Consider the following 21,043-nt stretch of genomic DNA (forward strand, 5'->3'; position numbering starts at 1 on the left):
AATTTTCTCATTTTTAAAAGAAAAAGGGCGCTGGTAAAGGATAATCTTCACCAACTCCCTATTTTTCTACTTATCTAAGCCTAATTCTGCCAAGATTTGACGTTTGTAGGCAATCTTTTGGACTTCCTTGTCCTCGTCTTCAGACCAATCTAGTTTAATTTCTGAAACAATCTGCCCAGGGCGATTTTTCAAGATATAGATGCGGTCGCTGAGACTGAGAGCCTCCTCGATACTATGCGTGATGATCAGGGTCGTTAGCTGCAACTGCTTGTGAATCTCAAGGTACCAAGCGTGGAGTTCCATCTTGGTCATCTCATCCAAGGCGCTAAAGGCCTCATCCAAGAGAAAGAGCTTGTGCCCAAAAAGATAGGTACGAAGCAAGGCCACACGCTGACGCATCCCCCCACTGAGTTCATGAGGGTATTTATCTCTTACAGCTGTCAACTGGAAGGTCGCAAGAATTTCATCTGCGCGAGCAATAGCTTCTGCCTTATCCACCTTTTGAATCAAGAGGGGCAGAATGATATTACCAAGCACCGTCTTGTGCTCCAAGAGCAGATCCTTTTGCAACATATAACTCACGCGCCCCTTGGGATTTTCTTCACCATCAAGGACAATTCTCCCTGACTGAACTTCTAAAATCCCAGCGATGAGATTAAAGAGGGTGGTCTTCCCTACACCACTTGGGCCCAGAATGGAAACCACTTCACCTGAAGTCACCTGCAGGTTAATGTCCTCTAAAATCCTATCTTGACCATAGGCATAACTGACGTGTTCTAGTCTAATTTCTGTCATTATTTCACAAATTCGTTGGTGAAGCCTTTGTCTGTCAAATCTTCTTTGAGGATACCATTTTCTTTGTCCCATTTGTAGAAGGCATTCCAGCGAGCTGCGTCAAATTGACCCCATTTTTCCTTGTCGCTTGCGTATTCCTTTGACAAGTATTTTTGAGATTCGATGACAAAGTCACGTTTTTCCTGAAGTTCAGGTGCATTCTTGATGAGGATATCAGCTGCTTCTTCTGGATGCTCCATGGCATATTGGTAGCCTTTTTTGATGGCTTGGATGACTTTACGAGCTTCTTCTTTGTTGTCTTTCAAATAGTCATTGTTTGCGATGATAACTGGTGAGTAGTAGTCAAATTCTTTAACGTAGTCTTTCAAGTACATGAAATTAGCATCTACACCTTGAGATTTTGCAAGGATACCATCCCATCCGTAGTAGATCCATGCAGTATCAAATACTCCATTAGCAATCGGTGTGATAGAGTTTGAGTCGTTATTTGGTACTTTTTCAACCTTCTCAAAGTCCCCACCTTGTGATTCTACCAAGGTTTTCAACATAGCAAGTTCAGTTGGGTCATTCCAAGTCCCGTATTTCTTACCAACTAAGTCTTTTGGACTAGCTACATTGTCAGATTTACGAGAGATGATTCCTGATGTATTGTGCTCTACGATGGCTGCAACGGCAGTGATTCCTGCTCCTTTTTCCAATTTTTTAGCCATGTAGTCTTGGAAATAGACTGCAAATGGTGCCTTGCCATTGATAACCAAGTCAGAAGAACTTTCTTCTGGCGGCAATTTCAAGTCAACATCCACTCCAGCTTCTTTGAAATAGCCTTTTTCCTTAGCCACATAAAGCCCTGTGTGGTTGGTATTTGGTGTCCAGTCTAGGATAAAGTCAATCTTCTTAAGTTCTGCCTCTTTGTTGTCTTTAGAAGCAGTTCCTTGACCACAGGCCACAAGCACAACAGCTACAAGAGCTGTTAAAACAGTTAAAAACACTTTCCATGTTTTCTTCATTTCAATTTCCTCTTTTCTTTTTCAGAAACATTCTTATTCTACGAACGTTTCCATTTAATAACATATTTTTCACTGACATCAACCAGCTTCATACCGAGAAGACTGATAATCGATACCAGAATAATAATAGCAAACATAGTATCATACTGAAACAGTTTCTTGGACTGAATCATGTAGACACCTAGTCCTTCAAAGCCTCCCAACCACTCAGATACTACTGTTGTGATAAAGGCGTAGGAGACACTGACCCTCAGACCAGCATAAAAGTAAGGCAGACTGACAGGGATTTTAAAATGCCACAGGATTTGCCAAGGTTTGGCCCGCATCAGACTAAACAAGGTCAGCATATCCTTGTCACAATGCCTAAAACCGTCCAAAATGCTGACGATGATAGGAAAGGTTGTTGTCAAGATAATCAAGACAATCTTGGGCAAAATCCCATAACCGAGCCACAAAACCAGGATAGGGGCTATGGCAATGGTCGGGATAGTCTGAACAACCACCATCATAGGGTAAATCAGATCGTTAAGCCAAGTCAAACTGTCCATAAGCACAGCCATGAGACAGGCAATCAAGACTCCCAAAATCAGTCCCAATAAAGCCACTCTCAAGGTGGCCCAGCTATGGTGCCAGAGAAATTCTCTATCACGAACAAAGGACAGGAGAATTTCAAGAGGTGTCGGCAGGATAAACTTGGGGAGAAGTTTAAGAAAACCTGCTAACTGCCAGATTGACAAGACCCCCATAAAGCCCAATAGACTAATGTGTCGTCTCAGTATACTTTTCAAGTTTCTCATCAATACTTAAAATCTCTCCTACATTTATTTTGACATTGGCAAAAACATTATCTGCCTCCTGCCCTGCCACTTCTAGCGCTTCTTTGAGAATGCGCATAAGCTCATCAAACTCCCCTTCCAAGACCGTTTCAAATGGTGTCACCACCATAGTCACCTCTTGAGCTTGCAGATAAGCAATGACTTGATCGATAACAGCAATCCGATCAATCCCCTGTGATAGGGGTAAAATTTGCAAGGCGATGCTTGCTTTCATAAGAACCTCCTCTTCTCGTTTTCCTTTGACAAAAAGAAAAACCTTTGCCATATATGGAAAAGGTCAAGAGTAGACTAAGTATCGTTCCCTACGCTGGCATTACCCAGATCAGGTGCGGTCGAAGCTTAACGCTTCCTCTCAGACTGTACACAGACTCCCATATATTATATGGACATATGATAGCGCAAAATAAAAAAAAAGTCAAGAAAACTGCTTACAGAAAAGAGCAGGAAAAATTTCCTACTCCCATTTTCTATACTCGTTCTCCATCACTGTTTACTCTGTAGCCATCCACCGTCGTATTGACAGCTAAGGCACCTGAAGAGTAAGAATAATACCACTTACCAGAAACTTGATACCATCCTGTTTTCATTGCCCCTGAACTATCTAGATAATACCACGAGCCATTCTCCTTTAACCATCCTGTCTGCATTTCACCAGATGATTTCAAATAATACCAGCTAGAACCGTCTTTCAACCAGCCTGTTGATTTAGAGCCATTTGATTTGAAATGATACCAACTACCATTTATTTTTTTCCAACCAACAGTCAGAACATCATTGGAACTACCTTCTGTTTGATTCTGCGATGACGCAACCTCCTCTAACTGAATGTAACGACGACTTCCACTATAAGATATATAACTCAACCACTTGTACCCATCTTTTTCGAGCATTTGATCATAATGAACATTCTCCCCAGGATAATAGTAATCAATCACAGTTGCGCTAGCTAGAGGTTGATTTTTGATAGCTGACTTAGTCTTAAAATAATGTGTTCCTCCTGTTGAAACTGAGGTTTGACTATTACCAACACTGCCACCAGCCAAATCTTTAAAATGAATAAATCCTGTCATCGTATTTGCTTTTATAATTCGTTTATTATAGGCTTCTGTATAACCATAGTTATATTCCTCAATCTCAATCTTATCTCCCATTACATTTGACACCCAGGCAACATGCCCATAAGTTCCTGCAGTAGACCAAGCAATGGAGCCAATCGTCGGTGTATTATCTACACGATAACCTTCACGACGAGCACGATAGCCCCATTCGTTTGCATTTCCATAAGCTCCTGGTAGCTCAAAACCATTAACTCCACTCAGACGAAAGGCTGCAAAAGAAGTACACTGGCGAGAATACATGCGCCACTTATCAATCGTCTGGCTGCCATTTTTATAGTAAACAGGATAATCATCCCCACGCGCAATCGATCCACTTCCTCCAGAATTGGCATAGACACTATCACTCGCTGCTAGCATCAATCCTACTACTAAAAAAGGAACAACCTTTTTAACTGATTTTCTAAAAGAAAATCTTGTCTCTGTTACTGTAAATGATGAACTTTTCATTCTTCCTCCTTGAAAAATAATATAAATCGAAGATTGCCTTCACTTAAACTATTCGGAGAAAAAAGAAAAAGTGAGAAAATTTCTCACTTTAGTCCAGATAATGAATCAAATTCTTTTCCGTAAGGATATCTGAGTAAGTAAAGGATTCAACGTAAACATTGGCTTGTTTATCTCCTTCAACGTTCCCAAATTCTACGATAAATAGGGATGGATAAACCTCAATTAGCTTACCCAATCTATTTTTTTGGCGCTTACGTCCATTTTCCAAAGTCATTTCAATTACATGACCCTCATGTGCCTTGATTTCTTCTTTGATTTTTTTCATCTTAGCCACATCTGTAAATGCATCTGTCATTTTATGCCTCCCTTTTTGAGATACTTGAAAATTTATTGTATTCTTTTTGGAAAATTAATTCCACTGTTCCACGAGCTCCACTACGGTTTTTCTCAATGATAACTTCTACCTTATTATTCGGTATACCTTCCTCTTCTTCACCACCACGCTCATAGTAATCATCACGATAAAGAAAGGCTACGATATCAGCATCCTGCTCGATAGATCCCGATTCCCGAATATCAGACAAGACCGGTCTCTTGTCCTGACGTTGTTCTACACCACGAGATAGCTGACTTAGAGCGATTACTGGAACTTTCAGTTCCTTAGCTAAAATTTTCAACTGACGAGAAATTTCAGAAACTTCTTGTTGGCGGTTCTCACGACCAGTCCCTGTGATAAGCTGCAAGTAGTCAATCAAAATCAAACCAAGATTCCCAGTTTCTTGAGCCAGTTTACGAGAACGTGATCGAATCTCTGTAATCCGAATTCCTGGTGTATCATCAATATAGATACTTGCATTAGCTAAATTTCCTTGGGCAATAGTATATTTTTGCCATTCCTCATCGGTCAATTGCCCCGTACGGATAGAATGCGACTCCACCAACCCTTCTGCCGCAAGCATACGGTCTACTAGACTCTCTGCACCCATTTCGAGCGAAAAGATAGCAACCGTTTTGTCCAATTTAGTCCCAATATTCTGAGCAATATTCAAGGCAAAGGCTGTCTTACCAACAGCTGGACGAGCTGCTAGAATAATCAACTCCTCCTCGTGCAGACCAGTCGTCATATGATCCAAATCACGATAACCTGTCGCAATACCAGTAATATCGGTCGTTTGTTGCGAGCGAGCTTCCAGATTTCCAAAGTTGACGTTCAACACATCTCGAATATTCTTAAATCCACTTCGATTTGCATTTTCACTGACATCAATCAGCCCTTTTTCTGCCTGAGCAATGATTTCATCAGCTGGTTGAGAAGCCTCGTAAGCTTGATTGACAGACTCTGTCAACTTTGCGATTAATCGCCGTAACATAGCTTTTTCTGCAACAATCTTAGCATAGTACTCCGCATTGGCAGAAGTTGGCACAGAATTGACAATCTCAACAAGGTAAGACAAGCCACCAATATTCTGTAAGTCACCTTGATTATCAAGAATAGTACGAACCGTTGTTGGATCTATAGCATCGCCACGATCTGATAAGTCAACCATGGCTTGGAAAATCAAACGATGGGCATACTTAAAAAAGTCCCGAGACTCAATATATTCTCGCACAAAAACAAGCTTATTCTCGTCAATAAAGATAGCCCCCAAAACGGATTGCTCAGCCAAGATATCTTGAGGTTGTACTCGTAACTCTTCTACTTCTGCCATCAGACTTCCCTTCCTTTTACAATCTTGTCAAGAAGGTGTAAATTTATCCTTCTTTCACACGAAGATTGATTACACTTGTGATATCTTGATAGATTTTCACTGGCACATCAATCAAACCAACCGCTCGAATCGGAGCTTGTACTTGGATATGACGTTTATCAATCTTAATTCCAAATTGCTTTTGCAATTCTTCTGCAATTTTCTTATTGGTAATAGAACCAAAAGTACGGCCATCTGGACCAACTTTTTCAACAAATTCTACAACAGTTTCTTCTGCTTCAAGTTGTGCTTTAATTGCTTTTGCTTCTGCAATCATCTCAGCGTGAGCTTTTTCTTCAGATTTTTGTTTACCGCGAAGCTCACCTACCGCTTGAGCAGTCGCTTCTTTGGCTAGATTCTTTTTGATAAGAAAGTTTTGCGCATACCCTGTTGGTACTTCCTTAATTTCGCCTTTTTTACCTTTTCCTTTAACATCTACTAAAAAGATTACTTTCATTCTTCTTTCTCCTTTTCCTTTATTTCATTTAATACAATTTCTGTCAGTTTTTCACCTGCTTCTGACAAGGTTAAATCTTTAATTTGAGCTGCTGCCAAATTAAAGTGGCCTCCACCTCCTAACTCTTCCATAATCCGTTGTACATTCAGTTTACTACGACTTCAAGCTGAGATGGATATAAAGCCTTGTGTATTTTTCGCAAGAACAAAACTCGCTTCAATACCTGACATAGCTAACATGGCATCTGCTGCCTTACTAATAACAACTGTATCATAGCATTTCGAATCCGTAGCCTCTGCTATCAATACATCTGAACCTAATTTACGCCCCTGTAAAATCAGTTCATTGACCTCACGATATTCTTCAAAATCTGTCGCAACGATTTCTTGGATAGCAATACTATCACTTCCGCGCGTTCTGAGATAGCTAGCAACATCAAATGTCCGACTAGTCACTCGTGAGGTGAAATTTTTAGTATCCAGCATCATACCAGCCATCAAAACACTGGCTTGCATACGACTCAAACGATTTTTCTTAGAATTTTGGAACTGAATCAATTCCGTTACCAACTCACTGGCACTGCTTGCACCACTTTCGATATAAGTGATAACTGCATTGTCTGGGAAATCCTGATCCCGTCTGTGGTGGTCAATGACAATAGTTTGAGTAAACAAATCATAAAATTCTTTTGATAATGTTAAGGCTGTCTTTGAATGGTCTACAAGAATCAACAAAGAACGATTAGTCACCATCCCCATTGCATCCTTAACAGACAACAACTTCGTAACTCCTTCTTTTTCTAAGAATGTAACAGCTCGTTCAATATCCGGAGACATTTGTTCTTCGTCATAAAGAGCATAACTATTTTCAGTCACATTACTAGCAAATAACTGCATACCTACAGCAGAACCCAAAGCATCCATATCTAGATTTTTGTGACCAACTACAAAAACTTGATCCACACTCCGAATCTTATCTGAAATAGCCGTCATCATAGCGCGCGTACGAGTCCGTGTACGTTTGATTGAAGCAGCAGACCCACCACCAAAATAAACGGGATTTTTCGTTTCGTTGTTTTCTTTGACAACCACCTGGTCGCCACCACGCACCTCAGCCAAGTTCAAGTTGAGCAAAGCAACTTTCCCTATCTCATCATGATTTCCATCACCATAAGAAAATCCCATACTTAAGGTCAAAGGCAACTGTCTCTGTTTCGACTCTTCTCTGAAAGAATCAACAACAGAAAATTTATCATTCATCAATCCCTCAAGCACCGTGTAGTCCGTAAATAGATAAAAGCGATCCATACTTACTCGACGGGAGAACATGGCATGTTTACCAGCAAATTCTGAAACAAAATTGGCTACAAAACTATTGATATGACTGATATCAGACTCTGATGTTTCATCTTCTAAATCATCGTAGTTGTCAACAGAAACAATTCCAATCACAGGTCGACTTGTCACTAACTCAACAGTCGCTTCGTATTCTCCAGACACATCAAAGAAATAAAGAACTCCAGATACCTTGTCCATATGAACCGAATAACGGATCTCACCCAAGGTAGCATAAGAACCTGGATTCCCCACAGAAGCCTTGATAATTGTTTGAATTAATGCCACATCAATCTCGCCTACTTCATTAGTCAAAATCAATTCAGCATAAGGATTAAACCATTCAACTTCACCTGACGACAAGTCTAACTTAATAACTCCAACAGGCATCTGTTCTAACAAGGTTGTCAAACTTTCTTCAGCTTGGTGGTTTACATACTGGATTTGTTCTACTTCACTCTTTGAGTAGTAGTCTCTCTGATGGATGAATAGTAAAATATATGAACCCAAAATAGGTAGCAAAAGAAATAGCGTTACCAGTGTATTCGTTACAAAAACAAGTTGCACAGATAGCACTCCGAACGCCACTATTCCTAATATTAAGGGGAAAATAGGACTTACATAAAATTTTTTCATTCCAAACCTCTTGGCACCCATTATACCATAATAACCACCAAAAAGCGACTTTTTAAAAGTGTAATCAGTAATTCCATCCATTGTAAGAAAAAGGAGGTTTACAATTCAGTAAACCTACCTTTACACATATTGAAATTAAGATTCTTTAACTTCTAACAAACCAATTTCTCCATCTTCACGACGATAAATCACATTAGTTGTCTGATCTTCAACATCCACATAGATAAAGAAATCATGTCCCAATAAATCCATTTGTAGAATAGCTTCTTCCAAATCCATTGGTTTTAAATCAATTTGTTTTGAACGAACAACTCTAGACTGGACAACATTTGTATCTTCCACCAAAGCATCTGTAAATAACTGACTAGTTGCTACCTTATTTTTATTTTTACGCTCGATTTTTGTTTTATTTTTACGAATCTGACGTTCAATTTTATCGGTTACAAGGTCAATTGAACCATACATATCTTGAGACACATCTTCTGCACGAAGAGTAATTGAACCAAGTGGAATCGTCACCTCCACTTTAGCAGTTTTTTCACGATACACCTTCAAGTTAACTCGAGCATCCAACTCTTGTTCAGCTTGAAAATACTTTTCGATCTTTTCGAGTTTAGAAACTACATAATCACGAATTGCTTCTGTTACTTCTAGGTTTTCACCACGGATACTATATTTAATCATATGAGTACCTTCTTTCTAAACATTTTTGTTTTTCTGATTTTATTATAACGCTTTCATTTTATTTTTGCAAATTTTTTCCTCATCTTACAAGGGAAAATGTTTTTACATCCTCTGCACCAGCTTCTTCCAGCAGTTTCTTCACACGATTCATAGTTGTTCCTGTAGTATAAATGTCATCTATAAGTAGAATTTTCTTAGGAATGCTGACTCCACTTTTAAGAAAGAAAGGAAGTTCTGTTCCCAAGCGTTCTGAACGACTTTTAGAAGAGCTAGCTCTCTCTTCTCTTTTATCTAATAAATCTAGATACTTGAAACCTGCTGCTTCAACTAAACCTTCAACCTGATTAAATCCTCTGTCAGCATATCTCTCCTTACTTAATGGAATGACTATAAATTGATACTCTTTGTACTTTTTCAACTCCTCACTTAAAAATGAAGCAAAAACTTTTCTTAAAAGGAAGTCGCCATCAAACTTATACCGACTGAAAAAATCTTTCATAGCTTGATTGTAAGTAAAAATCGCGCTATGACTAACCTCAATTCCTTCTTTACACCAAAGTTGACAATCTTGACAATTTGTTGACAATCCTATTTTCATACAGTTTGGACAGTGCTCTTCTCCAATTCTCTCAAAAGTAGAATCACAGTCTGAACAAAGACAAGAATCATCATTCCTCAAAAGCAAGAGACTACTAAAAGTTAAAACAGTCTTCATAGTCTGCCCACATAACAAACACTTCATAAGCCTGCCTCCTTGTTCATCTGCTGAATTTCCTTAATTGCCTTCTTGATTGAAGCATTTAACCCGTCATGAAAGAAAATCAAATCTCCTGTCGGTCTATCCATGCTTCGTCCAACTCGTCCACCAATCTGAATCAAACTAGACTTGGTAAACAGACGATGGTTGGCCTCTACTACAAAAACATCCACACAAGGGAAGGTAACTCCTCGTTCCAAGATTGTCGTACTGATAAGTATTGTCAGTTCTCCATCTCGAAAAGCTTGCACTTGCTCTAATCGATTTTCTGTTACAGAAGACACAAATCCGATTTTCTCATTTGGAAATTGCTCCTGTAAGATTTCTTTTAGCTGCTCCCCTTTCTTAATTTCTGATGCAAAAATGAGTAACGGATAAGCTGTCTTTCTCTGTTTCTCAATATAAGACTTTAACTTTGGTGACAAACGATTCTTATCTAAATAGCGATTAAAATCCGATAACCAAACTGGTTTAGGAATAATCAAAGGATTCCCATGAAATCGTCCAGGCAAGCTCAATCGTTTTAATTCTCCTATGCGAACCTTCCTATCTAACTCATCTGTCGAAGTCGCCGTTAAAAAGATTCTCAACCCACTCTCCTTTACACTATTCTTGACAGCATGGTAAAGCGTTGGATTATCAACATAAGGAAAGGCATCTACTTCATCCACTATCAGCAAATCAAAAGCTTGATAAAATTTCAATAACTGATGGGTCGTCGCAACAACTAATGGGGTTCGGAAATACGGTTCTGATTCTCCGTGTAGAAGGGATATCTCGCAAGCAAAATCATCTTGCAGGCGCTTATACAATTCCAAGCATACATCTATTCGAGGACTGGCCAAACATACTGCACCACCCCTATTAATCACCTTAGCCACAACTTGATAAATCATTTCTGTCTTTCCAGCCCCTGTCACCGCATGTACCAAGGTTGGCTCTTGCTTGTCTACTGCTTGAATCAGTCCCTCTGACACCTTTTCTTGAAAAGGAGTTAATTGACCACGCCATTTAAGAACATCTTGCATCGGAAAATCCTCCTGCGGAAAATAGTATAAAGCTTGATCACTCCTAACTCGCTTCATCAGCAAGCACTCTCGACAATAGTAAGCACCGATGGGCAAATACCATTCTTCTAGAATAGCACTATTACAACGTTGACAGAAAAGTTTTCCCTTCTCCTTTCTCATTGCTGGAAGTTTCTCCGCCAACTGACGTTCCTCTTCTGTTAATTCATTCTCCGTAAACAAACGACCGAGATAATTTGGATTTACTTTCATACTTCTTTATTCGTAAAAATCTAGCACTTTAGATGATTTTTTAGTACAATTAAATCATGGAATTTAGAACAATTAAAGAGGACGGACAAGTCCAAGAAGAAATCAAAAAATCACGCTTTATCTGTCATGCCAAGCGTGTTTATAGCGAAGAAGAGGCTCGTGACTTCATTACTGCCATCAAAAAAGAACACTACAAAGCGACGCATAACTGCTCTGCTTTTATTATTGGGGAACGTAGTGAAATCAAACGTACAAGTGATGATGGTGAGCCTAGTAGTACTGCTGGCGTTCCCATGCTAGGGGTACTAGAAAATCACAATCTCACCAATGTCTGTGTAGTCGTGACACGCTACTTTGGTGGCATTAAGCTAGGCGCTGGCGGATTGATTCGTGCATACGCCGGCAGTGTGGCCTTAGCTGTCAAAGAAATTGGCATCATTGAAATAAAGGAACAGGCTGGCATTGCTATTCAAATGTCTTACGCTCAATATCAAGAATACAGTAACTTCCTTAAAGAACATAATCTCATGGAGCTGGATACAAACTTTACAGATCAAGTCGATACGGTGATTTATGTTGACAAGGAAGAAAAAGAAAATATTAAAGCTGCACTTGTGGAGTTTTTTAATGGAAAAGTCACTTTAACTGATCAAGGTTTACGAGAAGTTGAAGTTCCTGTAAACTTAGTGTAAATAATAGATAATACAGTGTTTCACTGACATTCTCACCGCTACTTTAATTAGCAACATAAAAAGATACTTGCCAAGACCTACTAGAAAATGAAGCAATTCAAAAAGAAAACGGATAGCGTTCTCCTTTTCACCTATTTACTAGAATTAGCTTGTCACAATCACTTAAAAATTAATGGCTTAGACCTATGATATAAAAAAATCCTATCACTTCGATAGGATTTCTATATTTTACAAATGGTATAGATAGCGTTATACTAGAGATATCTTATACAAAGAGGTATTCATATGTCTATTTATAACAACATTACTGAACTAATCGGTCAAACTCCGATTGTTAAACTCAACAACATTGTGCCAGAAAGTGCTGCAGATGTCTATGTAAAACTTGAAGCATTTAACCCTGGTTCTTCTGTAAAAGACCGTATTGCCCTTAGCATGATTGAAAAAGCTGAACAAGACGGTATTCTGAAACCTGGTTCTACTATTGTTGAAGCAACAAGTGGAAACACTGGTATTGGGCTGTCATGGGTAGGTGCTGCTAAAGGATATAAAGTTGTCATTGTTATGCCTGAAACTATGAGTGTAGAACGCCGTAAGATTATCCAAGCCTATGGCGCTGAACTCGTCCTTACGCCTGGTAGCGAAGGAATGAAGGGTGCTATTGCCAAGGCTCAAGAAATCGCTGCTGAACGTGATGGTTTCCTTCCTCTTCAATTCGACAATCCAGCAAATCCAGAAGTACACGAAAGAACAACAGGAGCTGAGATACTAGCTGCTTTCGGTAAAGATGGATTAGATGCCTTTGTTGCTGGAGTTGGTACTGGTGGAACAATTTCTGGTGTTTCTCATGCACTCAAAGCAGCAAATTCAAACATTCAAGTTTATGCAGTAGAAGCAGATGAATCTGCTATTCTATCTGGTGAAAAACCTGGTCCTCACAAAATTCAAGGTATATCAGCTGGATTTATTCCTGATACACTAGATACAAAGGCTTATGATGGTATCGTTCGTGTAACATCAGACGATGCTCTCGCACTCGGTCGTGAAATTGGTGGAAAAGAAGGTTTCCTTGTAGGGATTTCTTCAGCTGCAGCTATCTATGGAGCAATTGAAGTTGCTAAGAAATTAGGTACAGGTAAGAAAGTCCTTGCTCTAGCACCAGATAACGGTGAACGTTATCTCTCTACAGCACTCTATGAATTTGAAGTGTAGTCTCCTAAATACATTTAGCCCTTATTATAGGGCTTTTTGTTTTTATCCTGAAAAATTGACTGCATAGAAAAGTCTTTGGACAGATAAAGGCTTGTTTGGGTTACAAGAGATGTAAACTGAGAGGTAAGCATCAAGTGAGAATTGACATGGGATTGGTACTTATGGCCAACAACCTCCTAAAATACAATAAGAAAACGACTAAAAATTAAAAAGCTAGAGTTCCACAATTGGAAATCTCTAGCTTTTTTGTGTTTGAGAACTATTTTATCTCAGACTCTTCTATAATTAGTTATTCAAGGCTGCTGCCATTGTAGCTGCAACTTCAGCTTCAAAGTCATTTGCAGCTTTTTCAATACCTTCACCAACTTCAAAGCGAGCGAACTCAACTACTGAAGCGTTAACTGATTCAAGGTATGCTTCAACTGTCTTGCTGTCATCCATGATGTAAACTTGTGCAAGAAGTGTGTAAGCTTGGTCAACTTTAGTGTTATCAAGCATGAAGCGATCCATTTTACCTGGGATGATTTTGTCCCAGATTTTTTCTGGTTTACCTTCTGCAGCCAATTCAGCTTTGATGTCAGCTTCAGCTTGCGCAATTACTTCATCAGTCAATTGAGCTTTTGATCCATACTTCAAATGTGGAAGAGCTGGTTTGTTAACCATTGCACGGCTTTCGTTGTCTTGGTCGATAACGTGGTTCAATTGTGCCAACTCATCTTTAACGAATTGCTCATCCAATTCTTTGTAAGAAAGAACTGTTGGTTTCATCGCTGCGATGTGCATTGACAATTGTTTAGCAAGAGCTTCGTCTCCACCTTCAACAACTGAAATAACACCGATACGTCCACCGTTATGTTGGTATGCTCCAAAGTGTTGTGCATCTGTTTTTTCAATCAATGCAAAGCGACGGAATGAGATTTTTTCTCCGATAGTTGCTGTTGCAGATACGTATGCAGCTTCAAGAGTTTCACCTGAAGGCATTGTCAAAGCAAGAGCTTCTTCATTGTTAGCAGGTTTTCCTTCAGCAATAACTTTAGCTGTAGTATTTACCAATTCAACGAATTGAGCGTTTTTCGCAACGAAGTCAGTTTCAGCGTTTACTTCAATAACTGCTGCAACATTACCGTTAACATAAACACCAGTCAAACCTTCTGCAGCAACACGGTCAGCTTTCTTAGCTGCCTTAGCCATACCTTTTTCACGAAGCAATTCAATCGCTTTTTCGATATCACCGTCTGTTTCTACAAGCGCTTTTTTAGCGTCCATAACACCGGCACCAGATTTTTCACGCAACTCTTTTACAAGTTTAGCTGTAATTTCTGCCATTTTGATTCTCCTATATTTTTTAAAAATAGGAGAGCCGGGCTAAGCCCCGCCCTCCTAGGTAATTACTATTTATATGAATTAAGCGTTGTCGCCTTCTACGACTTCAACGATTTCTTCGATTGAATCTGCTTGAGCTTCTGAAGCTGCAAATTCTGCTTCAACTGCTGCATCTTCACCTTGACGTCCTTCGATGATAGCGTCAGCCAATTTAGCTGTAATCAATTTAACAGCGCGGATAGCGTCATCGTTAGCTGGGATGATTACATCGATATCATCTGGATCAGTGTTTGTGTCAACCATCGCTACAACTGGGATTCCCAATTTTTTAGCTTCTTTAACAGCGATTTGCTCTTTATGTGGGTCAACTACATACATCACATCTGGAATACGAGGCATATCTTCGATACCACCCAAGAATTTTTCAAGACGTGCACGTTGTTTGTTAAGAAGTGCAACTTCTTTTTTAGGAAGAACTTCGAAAGTTCCATCTTCTTCCATACGTTTGATTTCTTTCAAACGAGCGATACGTTTTTGGATTGTTCCCCAGTTTGTAAGAGTTCCACCCAACCAACGATGGTTGATGAAGTATTGACCTGAACGTACTGCTTCTTCAGCAACTGCATCAGCCGCTTGTTTCTTAGTACCAACGAACAATACAACTGCATCGTTAGCTGCTGCATCACGCATGAAGTCGTATGCTTGGTCAGCGTATTTTACAGTTTGTTGCAAGTCGATAACGTGGATTCCGTTACGCTCTGTAAAGATGTATTTAGCCATCTTAGGGTTCCAGCGACGAGTTTGGTGACCAAAGTGTACACCAGCCTCAAGAAGTTGTTTCATTGAAATTACTGCCATGAGTATTTCTCCTTTTTGTTTTTTTCCTCTTCTTGACTTCAACTCGCAAAACGACCCAAGGGCAACTGTCTCACAATTCATCAAGAATGAGTATTATCGTTCACACGACAAGTTTCATTTTACCATACTTTTTCAATATTTTCAAGTTTTTTAAGAATTTTTTTAGAGAGACTATCGCCACTAAAAAAAGAGACTCTATTAAGTCTCCTTTTCTAATTAATCTGCATAAATATATGTTACAAAACCTGACGACGTAGTTGTCGGATTGAACCACCCACGATGATTTCCAAGCGTGCGATTACCAGCATAATTTGATTCTGACACTTGGATACGTGTTGTTGATTCTACAGCAGTGACTACCGCTACGTGTCCATATCCACCATCATTCCAACATGCAATCGCACCAACTTGAGGTGTCGAACCTGTACGGAATCCTGCAGCAGCTGCACTTGTAGCCCACTGTGCTCCATTACCCCAATAGTCTCCAGCCCAAGGTGCTAATGTTTTAACTCCCCATGTACATTCTCCAATTGGATAACTTGAAGCATTTGTACTGTATGTTGGGCGTTGTTTGACTGCCACAGGAGTATATGTTGTTGATTCCGAAGAAGCTACAGCTTGAACCTGTGCTGCAAAAGTCGTATTTCCAGAAGCAACAACTGTTTGTTGTTGACTTACTTGTTTTGCCTTGTAAGCTGCTTCTGCCTCTGCTGCTGCTTTTGCTGCCGCTTCTGCTTCTGCTTTTTTCTCTAGCAAACTTACTTTTTCATCTTCTGCTGTCGCTTTTTCAGCAGCAAGATTTAATTCTGCAGCCTTCAACTCAGCTTGTTTCGTTGTTAGAGCTTGTGCATCATCAGACAATTTCTGTTGATTTGCAATAACTGTATTAATTGCATCATTATTTGCTACTTGTTTTTCAGAAATAGCTTGTTTATCTGCTTTTTGTTGTTCCAACATCTTGTTGTTTGCAGATACGATTTCACTCATTGCAGCAACACGTGAAATAGCTTCTGTAATTGATTTTGAGTTTACAATTGTATTGATGTAGCTAGTTGCAGCTCCATTTGTTTGAGCACTGCGAGCTTGTTTTTCCAAAGAATCATTGCGAGATACAATGTTTTTAGAAAGTTCTGTAATCTCACTCTCAAGTTTTTTGGATTCTGCTTGTAATCTATCATTTTCAGCTTGCAAGTTAGATTGCTCAGCTTGGATAGCTGATACTTGCTCCTGAATTTGGTCAACTTGTTTTTGGGCTTCTTGTTGTTGTGCTGTTAAGTTACTAATTTTATTATCTTGAGCAGCAATTTTGTCATCAGTCGTTTCTGCATGCGCAGTTGTTAAAACAGCTACTTGAGAAACCATTACTGTACTTAATAAAAGTGACGCTAAGATTTTTTTCTTCATATTACGTAGATACTCCTTCTTTTAAAGACAATACTAGTATACCAAAAAAAGGCCTAATGAATATTACGCCTTTGTTACATTTTTGTTTCTTTCTCATAGATAATATTTTTCAAAAATAAACTGAAAAATAAGCATCCACACAAGATTTAAAATCATGGATGGTACTAGGCTATAAACGATAAAAATCGGCAGACTATCTACAGTTAAACCTACCACTAATGCAAAGAGATAAGCTCCCATATCAAATAGAAAACTCATAACAATCATAGCCAAGATTCTTGTCCAACGATTCAACAAAATAACACTATTCAATTTATGAAGAAACGCTCCCAATAAGATAAATAAGAGAGTTGCAATCCCTATTAGATGGAAAAAGTAAATATCGTAAACCAAGCCTATCACAAAACAATAGACTAGGTAGAGATACTCTGATACTTCGATCGTCTCAAATAAGAGAAATAGAAAAAGAAAATGACTAGCCAAATGTACATGGGGGAAAAATGAGCCCAGAAGCTGGCTAATATGGGCGTCAATTAGAACCAAGAAAGGAAGCAATAAAAACACTCCAACCCGCTTTAACTGTCTCATTATGAATTCCCCACTAATTCTATCACATCCACATTATGAGTATCTGCACTCAATTTAACAGTTACTTCTCGTGTCAAATAGTCTGTACTATGCGTTGTGGCAACCACTTCACCAACAGGAATATCCGCAACGTTAAAGTTTCCTAATCCACCCGTTGTCACCTTATCACCTGTACTAATATCGCTATTGCTATTTAATTGGCTAATTTTAAGAACTTCATTTTCCTTGTCGTAGCCAACAATAATTCCATAAATTGTAGTAGAACCATGTTGAATTTTAACAGAAATCTTATCAGCATTTTCCGTATTTGTTAGAAGGTTGACCATGGTAGAGTTCTCCTCTACTTTTGAAACGCTCCCAATCAAACCACCATTTGCAATAGCTAACATGTTCTCAGAAGCCCCTTTTGATTTGCCTGCATCCAGGGTCAATTCCTGTTTCCAAGATACCGGAGAACGCATAATAACATCTGCTGCTAAAGTCTTTGTGGCTTGCAATTTAGACTTCATATCAAGCAATTGGCGCAATTGTTCATTTTCTGTCTTTAAACTTTCCGCCTCATTCGATTTAACTTCTAACTGGTAAATTTGTTTCTTCAAACTTTCATTTTCATTATATGTTCGTGTCAAATGTGCCAAATCTGATTTGACAGAATCAAACCACTGAAAAGGTTTTTGCACAACCCTATCAACCAATGAGATTCCATCTCCTAATTTTGTCACAATTGCGCTTGAATAAGTCGTCTCTAAGAGAGCTGAGACAAGCAGAACAGTGACAAAAACAATAATGACATATTTTGATTTTTTAAAACGGTTCATATCCCTACCTTTATATCAAAAACTGTTACAGTAACTTTTTATCAATTTCTGAAATCTACTAAGATTTTAAGAAAAATAAACAACAACCAAGTACGAGAATAACAAGGATTGCTAGCGTATCTTTTCGAGTCCATTTCAATTGTCGGTATTGACTTCTGCCTTTCCCACCCTGATAACCACGCGCTTCCATGGCGATAGCCAAGGAATCTGCACGTTTTAAACTTGTCGCAAAAAGAGGAATCAAAATAGGAATCATAGCCTTTACTTTTTGAACAATACTTCCTTCTCCAAAATCCACTCCACGCGCTTTCTGCGCATTCATAATCCGCGTCGTATCATCCATCAATGTTGGGACAAAACGTAGACTCATGGACAGCATCAATCCAATTTCATGAACTGGAACTCTCACACGTTTTAAAGGCGCTAACAAAGCTTCGACAGCTGAGGCCAAACTTAAGGGCATGGTCGTTAAGGTTAACAAAGTTGAAAAGAAAATAATCAATACAAAGCGACAAAAAATAATTCCAGCTTGTTGCAAAGCATAATCCGTGATTCTCACAAACGAAAACTCAAATAAAACATTCCCACTAGAAATGAAAAACAGTTGAAAAATAGTTGTGAAGGCAATCAAGAAAAACATAGATTTCAAGCCCTGAACAAAAAATGAAAGAGATACTCCTGACAAGGCAATAAATATCCCTGTCGCTATAAAAAGAATCAAATTCGTCAAGGGATTATTAGCCCAAAAAACGATCAAAATCAGTAGCATCATAGCCAGTAATTTACTACGTGGATCCAATCGGTGAACAATCGAATCCCCTGGGATATAACGCCCCAAAATCATACTATCCATTTAGCGACTCCTTGAACTCCTCTATCTTAATCGGTAATCGTTTAAATGACACGCCTCTATCAGCCAATCGTTTACAAAATGCTGTAATCTTAGGTACTCCCAGCTGCACTTCTTCCATAAAGACAACATCTTGAAAGACATCACTCGGTTTGCCACCCTTAACTAAACGTCCCTTTTCCATCACATAGACTTGATTCGCATATTCAGCAACATCATCCATCAAATGCGTGACTAAGACAATAGTCATCCCTGACTGGTGGAGTTTTTTGAACAAATTCATCAACTCTTTTCTCCCCAAGGGATCTAGGCCTGCTGTAGGTTCATCTAAGACTAATATAGCTGGCTCCATGGCAAGTATGCCTGCAATGGCTACACGTCTCATTTGTCCACCTGACAACTCAAACGGACTGCGATTAAAAAGCGATTCATCAATTCCAACCAGAGCCAGTTTCTCACGCGCAATCTTCTCCGCATCTTCTTCAGAAACTCCAAAATTTTGCGGTCCAAAAGCAACATCCTTCAAAACTGTTTCTTCAAAGATCTGATTTTCAGCAAACTGAAATACCAAGCCAACCTGTTTTCTAATTTGACGAATATCTTTATTTTTAGACGTCGAAGTGATTAAGGTATCAAAAACCTGCACGCTTCCTTGACTTGGCACCAATAAACCGTTTAAAAGTTGTAAAATGGTTGATTTGCCACTACCTGTGTGGCCAATTAAAGCCGTATAAGAACCATCTTCAATCGTTAAAGAAACATCCGACAAAGCTGTTGAAGCTAAGGGAGTACCTTCTTGATATGTAAAACTCACATTTTCTAGAGCAATTCCCATAGCTTATCCTCTAGCTCACTTTCTGTCAAATAATTTTCAGGCAAATCATAGCCATTCTGGCTCAAAGAATGTTTTAATTGATTGGCAAAAGGATCGTCTAATCCAATTTGATCTAAATCATTTCGAGAGAAAAGATCTCTTGGACTACTAGTTGATTCAATTTCCCCTCTTTTCATGACCAATACGCGATCACTCATGGCGACTTCTTCCAAATCATGGGTAATGGAAATGACGGTCATATCATAGTCTTTTCGAATTGCTTTTACTGTCTCAATCAGTTCTCTACGTCCCTCAGGATCCAACATACTCGTTGCTTCATCTAGGATTAAAATAGCTGGTCTTAGGGCTACAACACCTGCAATAGCCACACGTTGCTTTTGGCCACCTGATAGACGCGCTGGCTCTCTCTTTTTTAAGTCTAACATGCCAACCAAATCCAGAGCTTCTTCCACTCTCTTTTTCATTTCTTGACGAGAAAGTCCTTGATTTTCCAAACCAAAGGCAACATCATCTTCAACAGTCGCTCCAACAAATTGATTATCTGGATTTTGAAAAACCATACCGATTTGACGACGTATACTCCAAACATTTTCCTCAGTCAGCCGTTGGCCATCAATTACAATCTCTCCGGATTCTGCTTCCAGTAAGCCATCAATTAACCGTACTGTCGTTGATTTACCACTACCATTATGCCCTACAATCGAAAGCCATTCTCCACGTTTCACGTGAAACGTAATATCCTTCACATCGTAATATTCCTGACTTTCCTTATAGCGAAAAGAAAGATTTTTTACATCAATTACTGATTTCATTTCGAACCAAATGTCCCTTTAAATACATAGGCACTACCCTTGAAATAATCATAGCCAGAGTAGATAGTGAAAAATAAGGCTACATAAAGTAGAACTTGACCAAGCAAAGTCCAATGTAATAGCAAGAAAATAATGGCAAACATCTGACTGAAAGTTTTAATTTTTCCAGGCATTGCCGCTGCTAAAACCGTTCCACCAGTTTCAACCAATAAAAGCCTTAAACCTGTCACAGCTAACTCACGACAGATGATCACTGCAACAATCCAAGCTGGAGCCATACCTAGCTCAATCAACATAATAAAAGCCGACATAACTAGTAACTTATCCGCCATAGGATCTGCAAATTTACCAAAATTACTGACCACATTCCATTTACGAGCTAAATATCCGTCTAAATAGTCGGTAATACTGGCAACAGCAAAGATAATAGCTGCCACTATATGACTCTCTACCGAATTTCCTATCGTTAAAATAAAGATAAAAATAGGTATAAAGAGAATTCGACCTATTGTTAAGAGATTGGGAATTTGTTCTTTTTTCATTCGTTTTTCC

The 21,043-nt window shown here is 39.0% G+C and carries 22 protein-coding genes, 3 pseudogenes and 1 riboswitch; of the genes and pseudogenes, 4 read left to right on the forward strand and 21 right to left on the reverse strand.

Annotated elements, in window-relative coordinates:
* Positions 1–66 precede the first annotated feature (66 nt).
* The 12 genes and pseudogenes from QM865_RS06010 to QM865_RS06065 all read right to left on the reverse strand — a co-directional run bounded on the left by QM865_RS06010 (position 67) and on the right by QM865_RS06065 (position 11,099).
* Positions 67–795, reverse strand: a complete 729-nt coding sequence (locus tag QM865_RS06010; RefSeq protein WP_261048713.1) for an ABC transporter ATP-binding protein — start codon at positions 793–795, stop codon at positions 67–69.
* A complete protein-coding gene (locus tag QM865_RS06015; protein ID WP_000754561.1) occupies positions 795–1,802 on the reverse strand; it encodes an ABC transporter substrate-binding protein in 1,008 nt (335 codons plus the stop codon). The genes QM865_RS06010 and QM865_RS06015 overlap by 1 nt, the downstream gene beginning before the upstream one ends.
* A gap of 38 nt (positions 1,803–1,840) precedes the next feature.
* A complete protein-coding gene (locus QM865_RS06020; RefSeq protein WP_024057369.1) occupies positions 1,841–2,599 on the reverse strand; it encodes an ABC transporter permease in 759 nt (252 codons plus the stop codon).
* Positions 2,562–2,852, reverse strand: a complete 291-nt coding sequence (locus QM865_RS06025) for a thiamine-binding protein (protein ID WP_000647655.1) — start codon at positions 2,850–2,852, stop codon at positions 2,562–2,564. Before QM865_RS06025 ends, QM865_RS06020 begins: the two co-directional genes overlap by 38 nt.
* A gap of 68 nt (positions 2,853–2,920) precedes the next feature.
* Positions 2,921–3,023, reverse strand: a riboswitch (TPP riboswitch).
* Positions 3,024–3,105: 82 nt separating this feature from the next.
* Positions 3,106–4,203 (reverse strand): choline binding-anchored murein hydrolase CbpD, encoded by a 1,098-nt coding sequence (cbpD, locus tag QM865_RS06030; RefSeq protein WP_414306250.1) that lies wholly within the window; start codon positions 4,201–4,203, stop codon positions 3,106–3,108.
* An 88-nt stretch (positions 4,204–4,291) separates the two neighbouring features.
* Positions 4,292–4,558: a Veg family protein gene (locus QM865_RS06035; protein WP_000128619.1), complete on the reverse strand. Its 267-nt coding sequence runs from the start codon at positions 4,556–4,558 to the stop codon at positions 4,292–4,294.
* A 1-nt stretch (position 4,559) separates the two neighbouring features.
* Entirely contained in the window at positions 4,560–5,912 is a 1,353-nt protein-coding gene (dnaB, locus tag QM865_RS06040) for a replicative DNA helicase (protein WP_414306251.1), read from the reverse strand.
* A gap of 43 nt (positions 5,913–5,955) precedes the next feature.
* On the reverse strand, positions 5,956–6,408 hold the full coding sequence (rplI, locus tag QM865_RS06045; RefSeq protein WP_414306252.1) for a 50S ribosomal protein L9: 453 nt from the start codon (positions 6,406–6,408) through the stop codon (positions 5,956–5,958).
* Positions 6,405–8,378: pseudogene (locus tag QM865_RS06050) on the reverse strand (DHH family phosphoesterase). Before QM865_RS06050 ends, rplI begins: the two are co-directional and overlap by 4 nt.
* A gap of 135 nt (positions 8,379–8,513) precedes the next feature.
* Positions 8,514–9,062 (reverse strand): ribosome hibernation-promoting factor, HPF/YfiA family, encoded by a 549-nt coding sequence (gene hpf, locus QM865_RS06055; protein WP_004255322.1) that lies wholly within the window; start codon positions 9,060–9,062, stop codon positions 8,514–8,516.
* Between the two features lie 79 nt (positions 9,063–9,141).
* Complete coding sequence (locus tag QM865_RS06060) at positions 9,142–9,804, reverse strand: ComF family protein (RefSeq protein ID WP_414306253.1); 663 nt, start codon at positions 9,802–9,804, stop codon at positions 9,142–9,144.
* Positions 9,801–11,099, reverse strand: coding sequence for a DEAD/DEAH box helicase (locus QM865_RS06065; RefSeq protein ID WP_414306254.1), 1,299 nt, complete (start codon positions 11,097–11,099; stop codon positions 9,801–9,803). The genes QM865_RS06060 and QM865_RS06065 overlap by 4 nt, the downstream gene beginning before the upstream one ends.
* Before the next feature lie 56 nt (positions 11,100–11,155).
* Between QM865_RS06065 and QM865_RS06070 the strand changes: the two genes are divergently transcribed.
* The 4 genes and pseudogenes from QM865_RS06070 to QM865_RS06085 all read left to right on the forward strand — a co-directional run.
* A complete protein-coding gene (locus QM865_RS06070) occupies positions 11,156–11,791 on the forward strand; it encodes a YigZ family protein (protein WP_414306255.1) in 636 nt (211 codons plus the stop codon).
* A gap of 93 nt (positions 11,792–11,884) precedes the next feature.
* Positions 11,885–11,980 (forward strand): annotated as a pseudogene (locus tag QM865_RS06075) (PH domain-containing protein); the annotation flags it as partial.
* A gap of 96 nt (positions 11,981–12,076) precedes the next feature.
* Positions 12,077–13,003: a cysteine synthase A gene (gene cysK, locus QM865_RS06080; protein ID WP_414306256.1), complete on the forward strand. Its 927-nt coding sequence runs from the start codon at positions 12,077–12,079 to the stop codon at positions 13,001–13,003.
* A gap of 71 nt (positions 13,004–13,074) precedes the next feature.
* Positions 13,075–13,212, forward strand: a pseudogene (locus QM865_RS06085) (transposase); the annotation flags it as partial.
* 76 nt (positions 13,213–13,288) lie between these two features.
* On the opposite strand, the gene tsf reads toward QM865_RS06085, so the two are convergent.
* The 9 genes from tsf to pgsA all read right to left on the reverse strand — a co-directional run bounded on the left by tsf (position 13,289) and on the right by pgsA (position 21,033).
* Positions 13,289–14,329 carry a translation elongation factor Ts gene (gene tsf / locus QM865_RS06090; RefSeq protein ID WP_033682512.1) on the reverse strand — a complete coding sequence of 347 codons (1,041 nt, stop codon included), beginning with the start codon at positions 14,327–14,329 and terminating at the stop codon, positions 13,289–13,291.
* A 78-nt stretch (positions 14,330–14,407) separates the two neighbouring features.
* Positions 14,408–15,184, reverse strand: a complete 777-nt coding sequence (gene rpsB, locus QM865_RS06095) for a 30S ribosomal protein S2 (RefSeq protein ID WP_049521101.1) — start codon at positions 15,182–15,184, stop codon at positions 14,408–14,410.
* Positions 15,185–15,400: 216 nt separating this feature from the next.
* Positions 15,401–16,588, reverse strand: coding sequence for a peptidoglycan hydrolase PcsB (gene pcsB / locus QM865_RS06100; RefSeq protein WP_414306257.1), 1,188 nt, complete (start codon positions 16,586–16,588; stop codon positions 15,401–15,403).
* Positions 16,589–16,681: 93 nt separating this feature from the next.
* Positions 16,682–17,176: a rod shape-determining protein MreD gene (mreD, locus tag QM865_RS06105; RefSeq protein ID WP_261058378.1), complete on the reverse strand. Its 495-nt coding sequence runs from the start codon at positions 17,174–17,176 to the stop codon at positions 16,682–16,684.
* Entirely contained in the window at positions 17,176–17,994 is an 819-nt protein-coding gene (gene mreC / locus QM865_RS06110) for a rod shape-determining protein MreC (protein WP_414306258.1), read from the reverse strand. The genes mreD and mreC overlap by 1 nt, the downstream gene beginning before the upstream one ends.
* A 58-nt stretch (positions 17,995–18,052) precedes the next feature.
* Positions 18,053–18,847 (reverse strand): energy-coupling factor transporter transmembrane component T family protein, encoded by a 795-nt coding sequence (locus QM865_RS06115; protein ID WP_414306259.1) that lies wholly within the window; start codon positions 18,845–18,847, stop codon positions 18,053–18,055.
* The gene (locus tag QM865_RS06120) at positions 18,840–19,679 is read right to left on the reverse strand and encodes an energy-coupling factor transporter ATPase (RefSeq protein ID WP_414306260.1); all 840 of its coding nucleotides are present in this window, start codon (positions 19,677–19,679) and stop codon (positions 18,840–18,842) included. The genes QM865_RS06115 and QM865_RS06120 overlap by 8 nt, the downstream gene beginning before the upstream one ends.
* Positions 19,664–20,491 (reverse strand): energy-coupling factor ABC transporter ATP-binding protein, encoded by an 828-nt coding sequence (locus QM865_RS06125; RefSeq protein WP_414306261.1) that lies wholly within the window; start codon positions 20,489–20,491, stop codon positions 19,664–19,666. The genes QM865_RS06120 and QM865_RS06125 overlap by 16 nt, the downstream gene beginning before the upstream one ends.
* On the reverse strand, positions 20,488–21,033 hold the full coding sequence (gene pgsA / locus QM865_RS06130; RefSeq protein WP_049521107.1) for a CDP-diacylglycerol--glycerol-3-phosphate 3-phosphatidyltransferase: 546 nt from the start codon (positions 21,031–21,033) through the stop codon (positions 20,488–20,490). The genes QM865_RS06125 and pgsA overlap by 4 nt, the downstream gene beginning before the upstream one ends.
* Positions 21,034–21,043 lie beyond the last annotated feature (10 nt).

The organism is Streptococcus mitis (assembly GCF_047462815.1).
In the GTDB taxonomy this organism is placed as follows: domain Bacteria; phylum Bacillota; class Bacilli; order Lactobacillales; family Streptococcaceae; genus Streptococcus; species Streptococcus mitis_DO.